Here is an 18461-nt window from a genome sequence, read left to right on the forward strand (position 1 = left end):
CCTGTCGCCGATGATGCCGCTTCGGTTCTGAAACCTAATCTGATAACTTTCAACAAAATACGCCATTCTTTCTGAAGAAAGTCCGATAAAATTTCGCCTCAAATCTGCCGATAATCTAATGGTACAAGCAGTGCCACCGGGTTATTGTTATGCAGGAAAATTATTCAGAAGAACTGATTCAAGAGATTTCTCGTATCCTGTTGGATTTGACCAAGATAGTCAGGGTCGTCTCGGTCTATCCGGAAAACAACCCGATTCCCACCAAGCTCAAAGAATCGTTCAGCGAGCGGTTCTCGGACCTGATAAAAGACAATCAAGGTCTACATTTCTTCATTCAGCAAGGGGAAATCAGGTACGGCAACCAGGTGGTTTATAAAGATAGTTCCGCTGAAGATTCTCTCGCTGCCATTTTTCATAATTCCGGGATAACCGAAATCTCCTTCTCCCCCCTTTTGGATACGACGAAAGCAACCGCTTCTTCCGGGTGATGAAAGCCTATATCAACCGGGAAAAAGGCGCCGGCGACCTGGTAACCCTCTTCTGGCAGGAGAATATCCCCGGGTTTGATTACGCCACGGTTGAAGATGTCATTCTGCGGGAATATGACGGCGGGATGCTGGTACAAACTTCTATGGAAGGGGAGGAAACTTATGTTCGCGGCGCCGCCGATGATGAATCGGGCAAGGTAATTTACGGCAAGATTTTTCTTCCGGATGATTCCGGGGATGTGCCGCTTTCTGCAGAGGGGTTATCGGATGGCGGACCGACAGCGGTCGCAACCGGGCGGAAAAAAGCGGGCGGTTTTGCCCTCACCGATATGCTGGCGGAGAAGAAAATGGGGCTTTCTCCTTTGCCGGCGGCGAAGAAAAGCTCCCTTCCCGACACCGCCCTGATTCTGAACGACGCCTTTGCACTGGGAGAATCGGAGCGGGAGAAAATCAATGAGATGCTTCAGCGCGACGGAGAGTTTGACGAATTTGGCTCCACCATTGAATTGATTAAAGAGATAAATTGTCAGGAGACAGAATTCCAGGAATTCAGTGAAGCGGTGACCATAGTGGAAAAATTGCAGTCGGAGTTTCTGCAACTGGGGAATCTGAAGGCGGCCGGTGAGCTTCTGAATTATTTCAAAGAGATGACGGAAAATACGTCCGACCTTCGCAGACAGGAGCGGGTCAAGCGGGCGCTGGCGCTGGCGGCAAGCAAAGAATCATTGGGCGGCCTGGCGGCCGCTTTAAACCACGCGCCCGAAATTGCTTTAGAGGAAGTAGAAAACTATCTGAACCTGTTCGGGTGGGAGGTTCTCGCGGCGGTCACCGACCTGCTGGGAGAACTGGAGCATCGCCCGCATCGTGAAGCGCTCTGCAATTATTTGACACGGACCGGCGCCGAGCATATCGACCTGATTTCGCGCGGAATATTTGACCGACGCTGGTTTGTGGTGCGAAACACCGTCTCCATTATGGCGGGAATCGGAAGCGACCGGGCGTTTTCCTATCTGGAAAAAGCGATTAATCATGAAGAGAAACGAGTGCGCCAGGAAGTGATAAGAGGGCTGGCGCGCCATTCCCACCGAAAAGCGATAGGGCTGCTCTTGAAGATGGTCTGGGATAAAGACGCAGTGGTCGCCCAAGAGGCGCTGGAGGCGGTTATCGCCCGCGGGGAGGAAGCGCTCGATGCGGTCACCAGCATGATAAATGATGACCGTTTCAGCAGTCTTCCTGAGGAAGTGCAGGAGAATCTCTTTATAATATTCTCACAATTGGGAGGGGAAAATGCGGTGTCGTATCTTGCCACGTTGATTCCCCGCTGGGGACTGGCATCAAACCAGTCCAAGCAGTATTACATGCAGCTGGCGTTCAAGGCGCTGGGATACAACAGCTCCGAGAAGGCGGAAAAAATCCTTTTGGGATACAGTCATTCCTGGAATAAGCGGGTGCGGTACCTGGCGAAAGAAGCGCTGGTGAATAGACGTCAGGTCAAATACGGAGGCAAACTATGACAACCACTCCCGTAGTTTCGGAGAAGGAACGTCTCGAACTGGCCGGTCCGGAAGAACTGGCGCTGGTCAACGCCTTTTTTGTTCTGCTGAAAACCGCCCAATATGTTGACACCAATAATGCCACCTTTCAAACGCAATCAGCAAAGTTCTATCTCTCTTTTCGCCGGATGGCTGATGAGAGAGGACGGGTATCGATAAAAATAAGCGACAACAGGATTTTTGTCTGTGATAAGCTGGTCAAATTCGACAGTGACGGACTGGTGCGGGCCAGAATTGTCAGCGATGTCTGGCAAAGTCTCGGGATTGGGGGAGTCGCCTTTGATGATTCTCTGGACAACCGTCAGATAGACAAATTCGTGCATCTGGTGGCAACGATAAAGATGACCGAGCGCGACCATAACCGGATTGCGGAGAGGCTGCGGGAGCTGGGTATCGAGGGAATTACGCTTTTTGGAATGGAGCAGAAGACACCCCAGCCGCTTCTGACGGCGGAGAAGCGGTCGCTCTTGCGGCGCGCCGCCCGCGCCACGTTTTTCAGGGCTATTTCCGTGGTTGAGGATGTCATGGCGCAGGCGGCTGAAGACAAAGAAGTTGACCTGAGCAAAGCCCGCCGGGTGGTGCATTCCTTAATCGACCAGATAGCCGAAGATGAATCATCCCTGATAGAGCTGACATCGATTCGGGATTTTGACGAATATACATTCGCACACTCCACTAATGTTTGCGTTTACGCCTTGACGATGGGGATACGACTGGGAATGGACCGTCAGCGGCTCTCCGACCTCGGCTTTGCGGCGCTGTTTCATGATATCGGCAAAATCAAATTGCCGGGCGACCTGATTCGAAAACCGGATGCCTTCGATGAAAACGACTGGGCGCAGATGCAGCGACATCCGATTCTGGGCGCCAAGACGATTCTGAGAAACCTGAAGTTTGAGAGAAATGTTGCCCGGGCGGCGCTGGTGGCATTTGAGCATCATATTAATGAAGATTTCACCGGCTATCCGGCGCTGACCGCCCGCCGGCCGACCAACCTCTTCTCCAAAATCATCGCTCTGGTGGACACGTTTGACGCCCTTACCTCGGGACGAGTCTATATGAAAAAGGCGATTCCGCCTGATGAAGTTCTTCGCAAGATGATGTACCAGATGAATATCAAGTTCGACGCCTTCCTGCTCAAAATGTTCGTCAGCATTATCGGCATCTATCCGGCCGGAACTTTGATACTTCTTTCGACCGATGAACTGGCGGTGGTGGTGCAGAACAATCCCGAGAATCTGGCGCGTCCGATTGTCAAGATAGTTGGAGACCGCAAAGGACCACATTCAGAGTATATGACGGTGAACCTGATGCTGGTGGAGAATGCCGAGCGGAAGATAATCCGGATTATTGACCCAAAGAAGTACAATATAGATATCAAGAATATACTTCTCTCCGACAAGTGACGCCGCCATTAAATTCCAGCGCGGCATGGGCGTTCCACTTTTCGCGCCTTCAGTATCCGATTCTTAAAAATTCAATTGCAGATTGGCGGCTATGCCGCCGTCGGGATGGGGCGCCAGGTCAAATGAAATTCTTTTCTCGTATTGCGGAAATTTTGCCAGATGGGCATCAACGTAGGCATCGAACATGGAAAGAAAGATGGTGGTGCCGAGATACCAGGAAAAGCGATTGCGCTCGTTTTTGGCTTCCAGGAATTTGTTGAAATAGTATTCTTTGACCGTTGTGTTGGCAGCGGCATCAAATTTCTCCCGGGCATCCGAGGTTTTCTGAGAGTAATGAATCAGGGTAACGACCAGAGAGCCTTCCAGCGCCATAAAGATTCCGGCTTTGATATATTTCTTGTTTCCCAGCTGCCCCCAGCCGGGGACAAACATCGATTTGAAAAGCGCCACGGTTGGATTTTGAGTCCGGCTGCTGTCCACCGGGATATTGACATAGTACCCGCCGCTCTGGCGGTCGCGGTCGGCCGGTGGTTGCGGCTTATCCTGAGATTTGAGATATCCGGGAGTCAGGAAAGCGATTAGAAGAAGCGATATCGGAAACAGAGGCCGCACAGCATTTCACTCGTCAACTGCCGACTCTTTTGCCGGCCGCGCCTCCAGGTCAAAGAGCCTGATTTTCTTCTCGAAAACTTCAATGGAGAGCGACTCTGACTTAATCGGGAATATATCCCCGTCCAGATAGAGATTTTTCCCCCGCAGCGGTGTCAGCAGAATTTTGTGGCCGCGATAGATTCTGATTTCATCGGAGTAGATATATTTTTTCTTAAAAATCATTCTGATATAACCGGAGAGAATCGCTTTGCCGTCGCCGACATCAAAGATGACTTCCGCTTTCCCGTCATCATCAAGAGAGGCGCCGGTCATGGGCAAGCCGAGAGTGTAAGGCAGGAGGTTGATATTAAGGAGTCGGGGAGCAATGTCGAACTGGAAAGCATCCATCTTGATGGAGATAGGTGTTTGCTGCACCCGCGCGGCCGCCTGGGAAGCGTAGCGGGACCAGGAGATACCAAACCGGGGTATCCGCCTTTTCCCGATTATTTCATTGAGTTCCGGAATCAAGCCAATAGCAAGCGAGCCGAGGACAAGATTGCCATCAACCAGGGCATGGTCGATACGGCGGGCTCGGCCGGAGAGAAAATGTTTAATCGCCCGGCCGGTGTCCGGCTCACCGTAAAGCGACCTGTATATATTGTTGAATTTCCCCAGCGGAAAGATTCCGAGAATGGGGGAACGCCGGGCCAGATGTTGCGCCACCAGGTTAACGGTGCCGTCGCCGCCGCAGGCGATAATGCCTTCAGGATGACGGTTCACCGCCTGACGGATTAATGTCGATGCCCCGGCCGGGGAATCGGCGTCAATCAGATGAAACTCCCGGCTCTCCCTCTTAAGTTCGGCGATGAGGCTGTCAATCTCTTTGGGGAGATAATCGGAAGCGGCTTTATTTACCACCAGATAAAGGGTGCTCCGGTTCGGGGGTCGAAAACGCTGATATTGGTGCCGTCGGTAATTCATCTATTCCGTCATGGGACTGACTATACAGTCCACAGGATAGCTCAACCTATTCGAATTTCTGCAGTTCCATTCTGACCACTTTCATGGTGTCGGCGGCGCGATAGATTTCCAAAAGAACCGGCAGATGTCTTTCATCTTTGCTGAAGTAAGTATAGGCGATGGCGCTGGGGTCGCTGCTTACCAGTTTATAGCAGGCGAAGGTTCCGGCGGCGACGGTTATCTCCTGCTCGGCGGCGACAGAGTCGATATCTTCGACGGCATTGAAAGGCATCCCGTTGAAAGTCAGCAGGTCAACTTCTCTATATTTTTTGACGGCGCCGAGTTTGAAATCGAAATCGCGGGCGGCAAGGATGGAGCCGACGCCGGTGGTAAGATTGTCGCTCATCGGGATTTTCCCGGGAGGAGCGTAGCGGGGAACATTGGAGCTAATTTCCACGGAATCGCCCCGGGCAATGGCGCTGAGACGAACCGTGTCGGTCCCAAGTTGCGCTTTGGCTTGCTCCGGGAATTTCAGCAGGTTTTCCGAGGAGGCGAAACGAAGGCTATTGCCGTTGTATTTCTCCTGGGAATTGATAGTAATCTGCTGCATCGGGATATCGAAAATCTGGTTGACACTGAAAACCGGGTTGTCACCCCCGGACTTGGTGATTTCGACAGTAGTTGAGGCTTTCATTTCCGCCGGCACATAGGTGGTGACTTCGTAATAAAGTTTCTCCGATTTGCCGTCGGGCCAGGCAGTCAGAAAATCACCGGCGACGGCGGTAAAGGCAAGCAGTAATAGACAGGCAAGCCTGATAAGCATTTATCCTCCTTGGGAGTTGTTATTTCTGACGGTAAATACCGAAATAACCGCTAATAAGCAAGCGGTTTATTGAAAGGAGCCGACCCAGGAGGCCAGAAATTCGGCATGCGCCGGGCTGTAACCGACCATCCCGATAAGCTTTCCCTGCCTCAAACCGACGGCGGCGCGACCATAGAAGTCATCATATATGACAAAAGAGAGTCCGCTGTCGTACGGTATTGAATCGGGCGCCGGTTCGAAACTCCCGATTGCTTTGGCATATTCCGACCAGCGAAGAAATTTCTCGCCCGATTCATCGGTGGTCAGGAATAGTGTGGCGGTATCCGGCTCCAGATAGAAGTCAAGAGCGTAAACTTTCGGCAGGAATTTGTGACCGAGGAAATCGGCGGCGTAATATTTGTCGGTCAATCCGATTCGATTGGGCACCGGAAAAAGCAGGAAGGGGTTGGGGCGACTGGTGGCGCCGGGAAGAGTATCGTTTATTGCCCGGGCAACCTGCGCCAGGGCATCGGTCGTCATTTCCGATTCATTATATCCCATCAGGTCCACCAGATAGACGCCCTTGACGAAAGTCAATTTCATCGGAGTTGAATACCCTTCTATTCCCAGAGTAACAAGGGTCGGATTCTCCGGCCTGCGGACAGAGTAGATACCATAGGCATCGGTGGGGGTGCTGAAGCGGTAGATATCGGCGACCAGATGAAAGGTATCCCGGGTATATTCCATTGATGCCAGTTCAATGAAATTATAACTCTGATATAGCTCGGCTCCGCCGGGGATATACTCCCAGAGAGCATTTCCTTTATATATCCGGGGCTGGCCGGTAGTGACCAATCCGGTTGCGGGAATGGAATCGGGAAGGAAATTGGCGGCCCGGATTGCCGGGTCATCAGATTTGTCACCGGAGCAATTGAACGCCACCGGAATTAGAGTCATTAAGAAGAGTATCAGCATTAATCCTTTTTTCATATCTTTCCTCGCAAATTGTACTGCGGAATATCGTTTTTCTTTTTGAGCAACATCTGGTTTTCCGACGAACGGGATTCGCCGACCGAAGTAATATAAATTGCCGCTTTGTCTTCGACCGGGCAGGCATACTCGCAGGCGCCGCAGCCGGTGCAATGCTCCGGGTCAACATACGGTTGCTTTACGGTCACGGTTTCGCCGCGACTATTATACACCGTTTCCTCGCGAAGGTAAATGGACTTCGGTGAGGTTGGGCACCATTCCTCGCAAACGATGCAAGGGCGCGCCATCGCCCAGGGGAGGCATCTTCCCCGGTCGATAAAGGCGGTGCCGATCCGGTTGGGAGGAGTTTCCTTATCCCCTACTTTATCCTTGAGAGTCAATTCCAGAATGGCGCCGGTAGGGCAGACCTGTCCGCAGAGGGTGCAGGAGGGCTCGCAGTAACCGATGCGGGCAATAAGCAGAGGCGACCAGATTCCTTCCAATCCCGACTCCATGAAAGTGGGATGAAGAGCATTATTGGGGCAGACCCGCATACATTGACCGCAGCGGATACAGCGGGCAAGAAAGTCATTTTCAGAAACTGAGCCGGGAGGACGAATCAGATAGGGGCTGGCATTGGCGGCAAAAGTATCACCGGAGCGAAAGAGAGGATAGAGGGCGGCTCCGCCCGCGAGAGAAGCGACCACTTTCCGGCGGGAGATATCTATTTTGGCGGTGCCGGCGGGATTGGACTTGGAGACCTCCTGCGAGGGGAAAAATCTGAATGACAACGCCTGGGTAGGGCAGACTCCCTGGCAGTTAAGGCAAAGATGGCACTCCGACTGCCGCCAGACTGAGCCGATATCAGGATTGTCCGCTCCCTGACAATGAAGCAGACACTCGTTGCAATGATTGCAGGCTGACTCTTTCTTCTCCAGACCGAATATGGCGAAGCGCGAGAAAACTCCCAGCATGGCTCCAAGGGGGCATATCCCGCGGCACCAGAAGCGACTGAAAATCCGATTGAGAACGATGATAGCGATAAAGAGGCTGCCGATGGTCAGTATGGTGTGGAAGTGCATTTTACGGAAAGTAAGAAGCAGGGGGGCAATGAGGTCGTAGAGGAATTGAGCGGCCGCTGAAAGCGGCGGAATACCGATTGATTTGACCCAGCCGGTGATGCCATCGGCGGAGGTATGTATAACCGGAAGTACCACGGTGCCGATAGAGCGCGCCAGTAGCGGCAGCGGGTCAAGCAACCCGACCTGCAGAGTCCCCATCAAAGCGGCGGCAAGGAAAATGAAAAGTATGTAATATTTTATTCGCTGGTATTTCTTGTAGCGGTTGGAATCAATTTTCTGCTTTCCTTTCCTTTTCATCCTTTCAGAGGGGATTTCCGAAATCCAGTGGTTAAGAGTTCCCAGCGGGCAGACCCAGCCGCAGAAGAAGCGACCGATGAAAATGGTGGGAATCAGGATGACCAGCGACCAGAGGAGGCCTTTATAAATAGTGCCATTTGCCAGCAGAGTTCCCAGCGCCGTCAGAGGGTCGAACTCAAGAGCAATAGAGACCGGGTACGGCAGCCGGATTTCATTGGGGTCGGCAGGATTGAAATTGACAGAGAAATTGGTCTTGAGAATCAACCAGAAGAAGATGACAAAGAAGATTACCTGCGATGCCCGGCGGAGATTTCTGACGGTCGCAATGGTCATCAGAGAATTTCTTTATAACCAATAGAACGGTAGTCGATTTTGCCAAGTCCGCTTGTCTCGGCAAGAATAATATGCCCCACTTTCTCTCCGGTAAGCGACATAAATTCAGCGCCGCGGGAATCGGCGGCGACCGGGTCAATGGAGCAAATTACAGAATCGGCAATAAGAACGTCATCGAGCGACCCGCCGGTGGGACCGTTGCGCAAGAGGACGCGAGTGGCATCGACCACAGTCAAGGTCGGCTTGAAAAAGGCGGTTAAATCGACTATCGACTGGTCGATACTCTGGTGCAATTGATGTCGTCGTCCGCCCAGAACGCCATAGAGGTTTTTCATCCCGATAGTGCAGGCTGAGAGGGAGTGATGTTTCACTATCGGCATATTTATCAGGCGGTCGGTTTCGATGAAATATTTGAGCACGGGCCAATTGGTCAAGAGCTTCCCCCGCAGGTCAATATTGAGCATATCATTGTCGTCAGGCAAGAAAACCTCGGCGCCCGCTTTCTCGGCGCTCTCCCTGATGCCGGAACGGAGGAAACAGCGCCGCGGGTCATGGCAGGTGATATCGGTAACGATAACCCGGGAGGCTCCCGCCTCTTTGCAGAGGCGGACCATTTCGCCGACCAGAAGTGGATTGGTGTCGGCCGCCTGTTCCGGAGTTCGGTCCCAACCGATATTCGGTTTTATGGTTACCCTCTCCCCCGGTTTGATAAACCGCTTGATGCCCCCGATGGCATCAAGCGCTTTATTCAAAGCGGCAATATGATTGCTGTCTTTCGCCAGAGTTAATCCGGGATAAGTTGAGTCGGCGGAGATGCCGAACTCGGCGGTTTCGGAAAGATGAGGTTGATAATTGAAAGGGTCGCGGTTGTGGAAAAAGGCGCCGACGGCACCGGTTGCCGCCGCAAAGGTGAGCGCCTGCCCGGACTTCTTCAAGAATTCGCGACGTTTCATACTGACCTTATAAAATATACAGGATGATTACAACGGAGGCAAGCCAAAGAAGAACGTCAATTAATAGCGGCAGGTCGGTCAGAAGCATGGTTGTGGGAGAGCCGCCCTGTGCTTCTTTATGCACCAGGTAGAGGTAGCGGAAAATACCATAAATTACAAAGGGAATAGTGACAAAGAGGTATGGGGTATGCAGCTTGTCCTGGACTTCATGGGACATAGTATAGAAAAGATAAGTGACAACGGTGGAAGCGGTAACGACACCGATAAGCTGGTCGAGGAGGTAGGGGGAATATTTCTCAAGAATTTGGCGGTGCGAAGCAGCGCTGTCCTGCAGAAAGGTCAACTCATGGCGGCGTTTGCCGAGTCCGAGGAAAAGAGCCAAAACAAAAGTCGTAATCAGGAGCCATTCGGAGAAGACAACCTGAATGGCAACTACCCCGCCATAGGCGCGCAGGACAAAGCCGGCGGCGATGGTCATGACGTCAATTATGACTATATTCTTCAAGATAACGGTATAGAAAATATTGAGCGTCAGGAAAGCCAGCGCGACCGTCAAGAATGCTTGACTGATAACAAGGGCGAGCGCGACTCCACCACCGGCAAGAATAACGGCAACGATGACGGCTGTTGCCGACGAGACTTTGCCGGAGGCAATGGGACGGTTCTTCTTGAGGGGATGCATCTGGTCTCGTTTCCGGTCAACCAGGTCATTAAAAACATAGACGGCGGAGGAGAGCAGACAGAAAGCGACAAAGGCCAGCAGGGCATTCTGCAAGAGCGGCGGTGTTTCCGCCTTGCCGGCGAAGATGAGACCGGCGAGTACGACACCGTTTTTGACCCAGTGCGACGGGCGAATCAGCTTAATTATATCGGAAATCATGTAACGCCCATTCCTTGCCACTTACAGGCTGCGTCCGGCAGCCGTTTCTATCCGGCCGCGTTGAGCGGAGGCGGATTGCCGGCGGCAGTTTTCCCTTCAAATATTCGCTTGAGAATTACCCCAAAAAGAAATAGGAGCAAAAAAGCGACGATAAAAACAGATGCCCCCATGATGGAGTGAAGCGGCTCGGCGGTGACATTGGCATCGGAAACATAAACGATTATGCCGGTGACAAAGACGCGGAAGACATTGCCGCAGACCGCGATCGGAATAGTAGAAGCAAAGAGAATGATTTTGGCGAGAAGAGATTTCTGCGTCATATAGGCATATATCGCTCCCAGAGCCAGGAGCGACATCATGGAGCGCATCCCGGAGCAGGCTTCGGCAACCTCCAGCGATTGATTGGGCAGATGAATCATATTCCCCTGACGAATGGCCGGCATCCCGATTAGATTCAGAATGGTGCCGGTGACCTTGCTTGCCAGAAGCTGCATTGGGAAGGTTGCGGAATAATAAAGAACATATGGAATCGGAATCATAAAAACCAGAAAGAGAATCTCAAACCAGGTTCGGCGGATGATATTATTGCCGAAGAAATAGAGCGCCATTCCGAAAATGGTCACAACCAGAGAGAAACGGACGGTGAAATATTCGGAGGCGCCATTCCCCGCGACAAAAAGAAACACGCCGACAAGAATGAAAAAGATTCCGAGCCTGTTGGAGGTTACCTCCAGCGCCGCCAGTTCCTGACGCTTTCTCCAGAGCAGATATCCGGAGATGACCGGAATCAGAAACCCATGGGAATAGTTGCCGTCGGTTCCCCAGTCTTTGACCAGGTCAATAATGACGGGAAGATAAATAATAAGCAGGACTGCGGCCGCAACCAGCGGAAGAATCTTATTTATGTTTCCCGGAGGTTTTGTTTCCATGACTGTCTGAATATAATTTAAACAGAAAGATTAGAGTAATATATTTTTGTGGCGCTTTTTCATCTATTTTTCGGCGAAAAACGATTTCATTTTACCCCCTGTTTCGTTATCGCCGGCAGATAACGCCGCCAACCGTTTGTTATGATTGGGCGACAATATATGATGACATAAAGATGCGACTTTAGTACTTTGTCGGCATGATTCAGAATAATGCATCATTTTACTTTGGGTGACGTATTACTGGGAAGCGACTTATGAAGAAAATCCTCTTTGTTTGTACCGGCAATTCCTGTCGCAGCCAGATGGCGGAGGGTTTTGCCCGGCATTATGCCAACGGCAGGTTTGAAGTCCGTTCGGCAGGGATATTCCCGACGGGAATTCATCCGATGACCATCGAAACGATGAAAGAGGTGGCGATAGATATTTCGGGGCACTGCTCCACCATGCTTTCAGCGAGCCTGATGGAGTGGGCCGATTATCTGGTCACATTGTGCGGTTCCGCCCGGGAGCGGAAACCGCGGGCGCCGTCGCATCTGACCGACCTTCACTGGGATATCGAGAATCCGGACATACTATATACCTCGGAAGAAGACCGGCGACGGGAGTTTGCCCGAATTCGGGATGAAATTGGTCGGCGGGTGGCTGATTTATTGAGTAAAATTGAAAAAGGAGAGATATGAAGAAGCGGATGATTATCAACTGGTTGATGGCATGGGCGCTGATGGCAACGGGAGCGGCGGCGCAGACGGAAATGCAGATTCCGGTGCAGCAATTCAGTCTGGACAACGGATTGACCTTTCTGGTTGTGGAACGGCCTACGGCTCCGGTTTTTTCCGGATATATCTGTGTTTCAGTCGGCTCGGCTCATGAGATAAACGGCAATATCGGCACGGCACATCTTTTGGAGCATATGATGTTCAAGGGTTCTCAGAATATAGGCACGACCGATTATGAATCGGAAAAAGTGTTAATGGCAAAGGAAGATTCGGTCTGGGCAAAAATAGACGAAGCGCGTCGTCAGCTGCCGTATCTGAAGATAAACTATCCGGATAAAGTCGCGGAGCAGGAAAAATATATAGAGTCGCTGCAGATGATTCTTGATTCTCTGGCTGAAGCCAGTTCGCAATATGTAGTACAAAATGAATTTGACGGGATTTACACTCGTCACGGCGCCGCGGAATTCAACGCCAGCACCGGCTATGACCATACCAATTATTATGTTTCGCTGCCGTCAAATCGCCTCGAGCTCTGGTTTGCGATGGAATCAGACCGTCTAAAAAATCCGGCTTTCCGGGAGTTCTTCACGGAACGCTCCGTGGTCAGCGAAGAGAGACGACTTTCGGTGGAAAACAATCCCGATACGAAGCTGTATGAGCAGGTAATCGGAACGGCATATATGGCGCATCCTTACAAGATATTCTGGGAGTGGCAGTCGGAAGTGAACAATCTGACCCGCCAGGATCTTGAGAATTTCTTCCGCAAGTACTATATCCCGCAAGAAATGACGGTGGCAATTGTCGGCAATGTCAAGCTGGCCGAGGTAAAGAGACTGGCGGAGAAGTATTTTGGAGATATCCCGCGGGGGACTCTGCCGGAACCGATTTATACCGAAGAGCCGCCTCAGACCGGTGAGAGGCGCATCGATGTGAACTATGAATCCTCGCCGGCGCTATATATCGCCTTCCATAAGACGGCATTCGATTCGCCGGAGGAGCCGGTTTTTCAGATTATTCAGCGGTTGCTGGGAGACGGGCGGACTTCGCGTCTATATAAGGCGCTGGTGCTTGACAAGCAGACCTGTCTTGATATCTCGGTAGGGGAATTTCCCGGCGGAGAACTGGGAAGCGAAGACCCCGGTCTTTTCCTGATATTCGCCTACCCCAAAGAAGGGGTCAGCACCGCCGAAGTGGAGAAAGGGGTTTACGAGGAGTTGGAAAAACTCGCCGCGACTCCGGTGGACGAAAAAGAACTGACCAAGATAAAGAACCGGATTGACGCCGATTTTATCTGGGGCTTGCAGTCCAATATCGGGCTGGCGGGAAGGCTGGCATCCACTCACTTGCAGGCGCAGGATTGGCAATATCTGCTTAGTTTTCGAGACAAACTCAAGCAGGTGACGGCCGATGATATAATGGCAACAGCAAAGAAATATCTTATCAAGGAGAATCGTACGGTGGCGACTTTGATTCCGAAGATATCCGGGGAGGGAAAATGAAACGGCTTATATTTCTGTATCTGGTTTCAGCAGTCCTGCTGGCCGTAAGCGCCACGGCGGAAAACCCGCGCGATATGCGTTTCCCCCCGCTCAAATTTGAGCCGCCGGAGCCGGCGCGATTTGTAACCGACAACGGCATAATTGTCTATTTTCTCGAGGACCATCAACTGCCGGTCATCACTGTCGAAGCGCTGTTCAAAGGGGGAAGCGCCTATGACCCGCCCGACCTTGCCGGGCTGGCGGAGATAACGGCGACAGTGCTTCGCACCGGAGGGGCGGGAAAACGTAATCCGGAGGAGGTTGATGCCGCGCTCGATTTTGTCGGAGCGTCAATATCCAGTGTCGCTCTCAACGATTACCTGATGCTCGATATGCGCGCCTTGAAGAAAGATGCCGAGTTGGGTTTTGAAGTACTTGCTGATTTACTGCAAAGGCCGCTGATGGATACAGCCAAGATTGCCCTGGAAAAGTCGAATCGGCAGGACGCCATTCGTCGTCAGAACGATGAGCCGGGCGGTATCACCCGTCGCATCTTCTACCAGACCGTCTATGAGGGGCATCCTTACGGCCGATTTCCGACTCTGGAAACGGTCGGGGAAATTAGCCGTGAGAGTATCATAGAGCAGCACCGAAAGTACTACAATCCGGACAACTGCATAATGGCGATTTCGGGCGATTTGTCGCCGGAAGAATTGAAGACGCTTTTGCATAAGTATTTCGGGCAATGGCAGCGGGGGAATATGACGATATCGGCGTTGCCGCGGGCGGCGATGAACTATAAGCCGGGGGTGTACTTCGCTTCGAAAGATATCAATCAGGCGCATATTCGTCTCGGTCATCTCGGCATCGACAATAAGAATCCGGACCGTTTCGCGCTGGAGGTGCTCAATTTTGCGCTCGGCGGCGGCGGTTTTACCTCCCGCCTGACGGGGCAGGTGCGAACGACCGCGGGGCTGGCATATTCGGTCGGAAGTTATCTTCTGAATAGACCGCTGGTGGGAAGTTTCTTTGCCTTTTGCCAGACCAAGGCGGAATCGATGTCGCAGGCGATAAGGATGATGCTCGACATTATCGGCAAGGTAAAAGATTCCGGAATTACCCTTGACGAAATGAATATGGCGAAAGAATCTATCATAAACAGTTATATATTCAACTATGCCACCTCGGAGCAGATGGTAAACGCGCGTGCCTTTCTGGAGTTCAGCGGATTTCCTCCGGACCAGTTGAAAAAGGACCTGGAAGCATATCAGGGGGTTACCCTTGAGGATTGCAACCGGGTGGCATCGCTCTATCTGGATACCGCCAAAATCGCTCTAATTGTCACCGGCAACAAGGCTCTTTTTGATAAGCCCCTCGAAAGTTTCGGACCGGTGACGGAGGTCTCGCTGGAAATCAAGTAAGTCCACCGAGTCGGCGACTTAGAAGTTGAAACCGATATTGAGATAGTAGCGGTCGGTGCGGTCTTTGGCTTTTCCGTAGGTGAAATCGACCGGTCCGATGGGGGAATCAAAAGCGAGCGAAGCGCCATAGCCGTAGCGGAGATTGTCCAGCTTGATATCGTCAATGGAGCGATAGATTTCTCCCAGGTCGTACTTGGCGGTAATATAAAACCGATAAGGGAGGCGATAGCGAAGCTCCAGATTAGCCAGAATCATTTTATCGCCGGCCAGTTCATCGGTCTTGAACCCGATGAATGAGTAAGCGCCGCCGAGGTAGAATTTCTCCGACAAGGGTATTTTATAGTCGGTTTGCATCCAGCCGACAGCGAACCGGGGGTGAAAGTTGAGATGGCGCGAAAGCGGGAAGTATGATTCGAGGGAACTGAATACTTTAGTGTATTCGGTTTCGCCGCCGAGGATATCGGCGGCGTACTCAATGAAAAACTGATGTTTTTTCCCGGCGGTCGGGAAGGAGCGTCGGTTGAAGGTCTCCACCAGAGAGCGGATGGTAATCGCGCGCAGACGGATTTCTTCTTCTGACCCACCGGGGCGGAATCTGTTTTTAACCTGTTCCCACTTTATTTCGCCGGTGACCGTCCCCAGGCGGGCGATTTGCTGTCCCAGCAGAAATTCGAATCCGTATCTTTTTTCGAGGACGCGGCGGCTCGATTTTCCCCGTTCATCATAAAGTTTGCGCTCCAGCAGACCATAATATCCTCGGGCGCGGTAGGTCAGATAGGTGGAGAAGAAGCGGTCGGCTTTGAGCGACAATTCGTACCGCTGTCGGCGCGGTGCATAACGGGCATGCAGGAGTATCTCCTGCCCGGTTCCAAAGAGGTTATCGTCGAGAACTTCGGCGAATTCCTCGCTGCGATATTCATCATCCCAGCGCCATCCGAACCGCGCCTGGGTGTACTTCTTCTCCGCCACATTGAGAGTAACGACAGCGCCGGAATCGCCTGGAGTTAGAAACATCGATACCCGCTCAAAAAGCCCGGTGGCATAGATATTGGTAATTCCGGCGGAAGCCCGGGTGGAGCGAAACGGCTCCCCTTCCCGCAGCGGAAAATTGGCGGAGACCAGCCATTTCTTGGTCCGCTCCCGGCCCGTGACCTCGATCTTTTCTATTAAACCTTCATCGACATCGATGATGATGGTCTTATGCTCCGGGTCCAATCGGACCGAGCGCAGATGCGCCAGGTCATGGCCTCGTTTGCGGTAGAGCGATTCCAATGTGCGAGCAAAATTCTCAATATCTTCCGAAGAGACCGTTTTTCTGCCCTCGGTCAAAAGCGCCGCAATGACGGAAGAGTCAAAGACGGTATTGCCGCGGCAGATGATTTGGAGACTGTCAACGGCCGGCCGCGGGACGGTCTGCATTCGGAGGTTCACAATGTTATATGAGCCGAATTTGAAGCCGGTTTCGCTGACGACCGCATTAACAGAAAAAAGGAGTTGCGACCGGTACAGGTCAGAGAGGGCGGCGGCGATATCGGTTCGTCGTACAATTGCCCCGTCTTTGAGAGGAAAGACGGCGCTGAAGAGCGAGTCCGGCATACCTGTTTGTACTATCGATTCCAGGCAGACCGTGTCGCGGTCGCAGGTCAGCTGTAACCGCTTAATTATTTCCGGGGCGGCGCGCCAGCCTGCCTGATAGCCGCTGTCAATCAGTTCCGCCGCAGACTGAAAGTCGCTCGAATATATGCCGGCGATGGCGGGAGTAATGACCCAATCGGCCTGTTTGAGTCCCGATTCTTTTTCATCCAGCGACATGATTGTGGTAACCTGGTCGGCAATATCAATCGGGTCTCTGATTTTGTTTTTGGGAAGAAGGTCGCTGGTGGTATTGACTGCGACTACGAACTTGCTTCCGAGAGCGCGCACGACATCCACCGGTATCGGATTGACCAATCCGCCGTCCATAAGAATCATATCCTCTTTTTCCACGCCGGTAAAAGCCAGAGGAAACGCCATAGTGGCGCGGATGGCGTCGGCCAGGTTGCCTTTGCCAATAACGGTCTCTTTTCCCGAGACAATGTCGGTGGTGACCGCCCGAAAGGGGACTCTCATTCGCGAGAAATCGGTGCCGGAGATATAATTGGACTGGAGTGTCAGACTGGAAATAAGGTCGGTCAATCTTTGACCGGCGGTGAGCGCCTGAGGAATATGCGGCACAAAACCGTCAAAACGGATGGATAGCAGATATCGCTCTTTTTCGGAGCGCTGTGTGGTCAATAGCGATGTCCGCGAGGGACGGTCTCGAAAGAGACTGGGAAAGTTGATATTCAGGAAAATCTTTTTCAGGCTGTCGGCATCATAGCCGGAGGCGTAGAGTCCGCCGATAATTCCTCCAATCGACGTTCCCGCAATAGCGGAAATCTTAAGCCCTGATTCTTCGAGCGCCTTAATCACCCCGATCTGGGCAATACCGCGGGCGCCGCCCCCTGAAAGCGCCAGCCCTATTTGCCGTCCCGAATCGGGGGATTGAAATCGGTAGCCATCCCAGCCGATATAAATAATAGTAGAGTCGGCGGCATATAAGGGTTGTACCGCAAGCATCAAACCAATGATTATGCCCAGAGTTTTCACTTGCTAATGACCGTCAGAGTTTCGTTTAATGAAATAATCGCAATTTGACACCGGAAAGCAAGGATATTTGTCAATCTTAACGGAGCGCGATAAAAGCCGGATCAGGTCGCTTCTGACTAAGAAGGGACGTCGTCAGCATCGGCAGTTTTTAGCCGAAGGGGTTCGTCTGCTGGAAGAATCCCTGCGGCACAATTTCCTGCCGGCGACTATATTTTTTTCACCGGCGGAACTGAACGAGAGAGGACAGAGCCTTATTGGGCGATTTCGTGAGTTCGGAGTCCCGGTGCAGTCGATTTCCCGCAAGGAACTGTTCCAACTTGCCGACACGGAAACGCCGCAGGGGCTCATTGCCCTTTTTGATGAGCCTGAGCATTCGGTTAAACAGTACCTGACCCGGAAATATTTCCGGGCGCTGCTTCTGGACAGTATCGCCGACCCGGGTAATGCCGGCACACTTCTCCGCTCGGCGCTGGCTTTCGGATTTGACCTGGCTCTTTTAGGACCGGGGACGGTTGACCAATTCAGCCCCAAAACGATACGGGCATCATCAGGAGCGGTCTTTGGTCTGCCGATAATAAGAATAGAGCCGGAAAATTTGAACCATCTAAAAGAAAGCGAGCCGGTCCTGATGATGGCAGCCGACATAAATGGAATGAATCTGAATCTGATAAAAGCGGAGCGATTTCGACAAGGGCGTTTGATTCTGGCGGTCGGCTCGGAGGCGACCGGTCTTTCGGGTTATGTTCGGGCGGCGGTCGATGAACTGGTGCGGATACCGCATCGCGACACCATCGAATCATTGAATGCAGCTGTCGCTGGGTCGATTATCATGAAAGCGATATATGACGCCGGCAGGCAGGTGTAGATGATAAGACTGCGCACTATATTGACCTGGATTTTTCTCCTCACTCCGTTACTGTCGGCGAGGGGTGATGAGGTGGCACTGCTGGAAGACGGCCGATTTGCCACCAGCCC

16 protein-coding genes are annotated in these 18461 nt (G+C 52.1%); 7 read left to right on the plus strand and 9 right to left on the minus strand.

Annotated features, from left to right (window positions below):
• Positions 1–149 precede the first annotated feature (149 nt).
• From AB1690_02055 to AB1690_02065, 3 genes are read left to right on the plus strand one after another with little or no spacing between them, the layout of a single operon-like run.
• Positions 150–488 (plus strand): hypothetical protein, encoded by a 339-nt coding sequence (locus tag AB1690_02055; protein MEW6014084.1) that lies wholly within the window; start codon positions 150–152, stop codon positions 486–488.
• Positions 488–2002 carry a HEAT repeat domain-containing protein gene (locus tag AB1690_02060; protein ID MEW6014085.1) on the plus strand — a complete coding sequence of 505 codons (1515 nt, stop codon included), beginning with the start codon at positions 488–490 and terminating at the stop codon, positions 2000–2002. The genes AB1690_02055 and AB1690_02060 overlap by 1 nt, the downstream gene beginning before the upstream one ends.
• Positions 1999–3447 carry an HD domain-containing phosphohydrolase gene (locus tag AB1690_02065; protein MEW6014086.1) on the plus strand — a complete coding sequence of 483 codons (1449 nt, stop codon included), beginning with the start codon at positions 1999–2001 and terminating at the stop codon, positions 3445–3447. The genes AB1690_02060 and AB1690_02065 overlap by 4 nt, the downstream gene beginning before the upstream one ends.
• Before the next feature lie 63 nt (positions 3448–3510).
• On the opposite strand, the gene AB1690_02070 is transcribed toward AB1690_02065, so the two are convergent.
• From AB1690_02070 to AB1690_02105, 8 genes are all read right to left on the minus strand, one after another.
• Entirely contained in the window at positions 3511–4059 is a 549-nt protein-coding gene (locus AB1690_02070; protein ID MEW6014087.1) for a DUF5683 domain-containing protein, read from the minus strand.
• A 6-nt stretch (positions 4060–4065) separates the two neighbouring features.
• Positions 4066–5019 carry a diacylglycerol kinase family protein gene (locus AB1690_02075; protein MEW6014088.1) on the minus strand — a complete coding sequence of 318 codons (954 nt, stop codon included), beginning with the start codon at positions 5017–5019 and terminating at the stop codon, positions 4066–4068.
• Between the two features lie 46 nt (positions 5020–5065).
• On the minus strand, positions 5066–5821 hold the full coding sequence (locus AB1690_02080; GenBank protein ID MEW6014089.1) for a hypothetical protein: 756 nt from the start codon (positions 5819–5821) through the stop codon (positions 5066–5068).
• Positions 5822–5887: 66 nt separating this feature from the next.
• Positions 5888–6790 carry a DUF6599 family protein gene (locus tag AB1690_02085; protein MEW6014090.1) on the minus strand — a complete coding sequence of 301 codons (903 nt, stop codon included), beginning with the start codon at positions 6788–6790 and terminating at the stop codon, positions 5888–5890.
• Positions 6787–8481 (minus strand): 4Fe-4S binding protein, encoded by a 1695-nt coding sequence (locus AB1690_02090; protein ID MEW6014091.1) that lies wholly within the window; start codon positions 8479–8481, stop codon positions 6787–6789. The genes AB1690_02085 and AB1690_02090 overlap by 4 nt, the downstream gene beginning before the upstream one ends.
• A complete protein-coding gene (locus tag AB1690_02095; GenBank protein ID MEW6014092.1) occupies positions 8481–9434 on the minus strand; it encodes a DUF362 domain-containing protein in 954 nt (317 codons plus the stop codon). The genes AB1690_02090 and AB1690_02095 overlap by 1 nt, the downstream gene beginning before the upstream one ends.
• 7 nt (positions 9435–9441) lie before the next feature.
• Positions 9442–10314: a decaprenyl-phosphate phosphoribosyltransferase gene (locus AB1690_02100; GenBank protein ID MEW6014093.1), complete on the minus strand. Its 873-nt coding sequence runs from the start codon at positions 10312–10314 to the stop codon at positions 9442–9444.
• A 47-nt stretch (positions 10315–10361) separates the two neighbouring features.
• Positions 10362–11243, minus strand: coding sequence for an exosortase/archaeosortase family protein (locus AB1690_02105; GenBank protein ID MEW6014094.1), 882 nt, complete (start codon positions 11241–11243; stop codon positions 10362–10364).
• 254 nt (positions 11244–11497) lie between these two features.
• Here AB1690_02105 and AB1690_02110 point away from each other — a divergent pair, with 254 nt between their 5' ends.
• The 3 genes from AB1690_02110 to AB1690_02120 are packed head-to-tail and all read left to right on the plus strand — an operon-like array spanning position 11498 to position 14858.
• Positions 11498–11923, plus strand: coding sequence for an arsenate reductase ArsC (locus AB1690_02110; protein ID MEW6014095.1), 426 nt, complete (start codon positions 11498–11500; stop codon positions 11921–11923).
• Positions 11920–13458, plus strand: a complete 1539-nt coding sequence (locus AB1690_02115; protein ID MEW6014096.1) for a pitrilysin family protein — start codon at positions 11920–11922, stop codon at positions 13456–13458. Before AB1690_02110 ends, AB1690_02115 begins: the two co-directional genes overlap by 4 nt.
• On the plus strand, positions 13455–14858 hold the full coding sequence (locus AB1690_02120; GenBank protein MEW6014097.1) for a pitrilysin family protein: 1404 nt from the start codon (positions 13455–13457) through the stop codon (positions 14856–14858). The genes AB1690_02115 and AB1690_02120 overlap by 4 nt, the downstream gene beginning before the upstream one ends.
• Before the next feature lie 18 nt (positions 14859–14876).
• On the opposite strand, the gene AB1690_02125 is transcribed toward AB1690_02120, so the two are convergent.
• A complete protein-coding gene (locus AB1690_02125; protein ID MEW6014098.1) occupies positions 14877–17456 on the minus strand; it encodes a patatin-like phospholipase family protein in 2580 nt (859 codons plus the stop codon).
• A gap of 97 nt (positions 17457–17553) precedes the next feature.
• On the opposite strand from AB1690_02125, the gene AB1690_02130 reads away from it, so the two are divergent.
• Positions 17554–18351, plus strand: a complete 798-nt coding sequence (locus AB1690_02130; protein ID MEW6014099.1) for an RNA methyltransferase — start codon at positions 17554–17556, stop codon at positions 18349–18351.
• Positions 18352–18461 lie beyond the last annotated feature (110 nt).

The organism is Candidatus Zixiibacteriota bacterium, assembly GCA_040753495.1.
Classification (GTDB): domain Bacteria; phylum Zixibacteria; class MSB-5A5; order GN15; family PGXB01; genus DYGG01.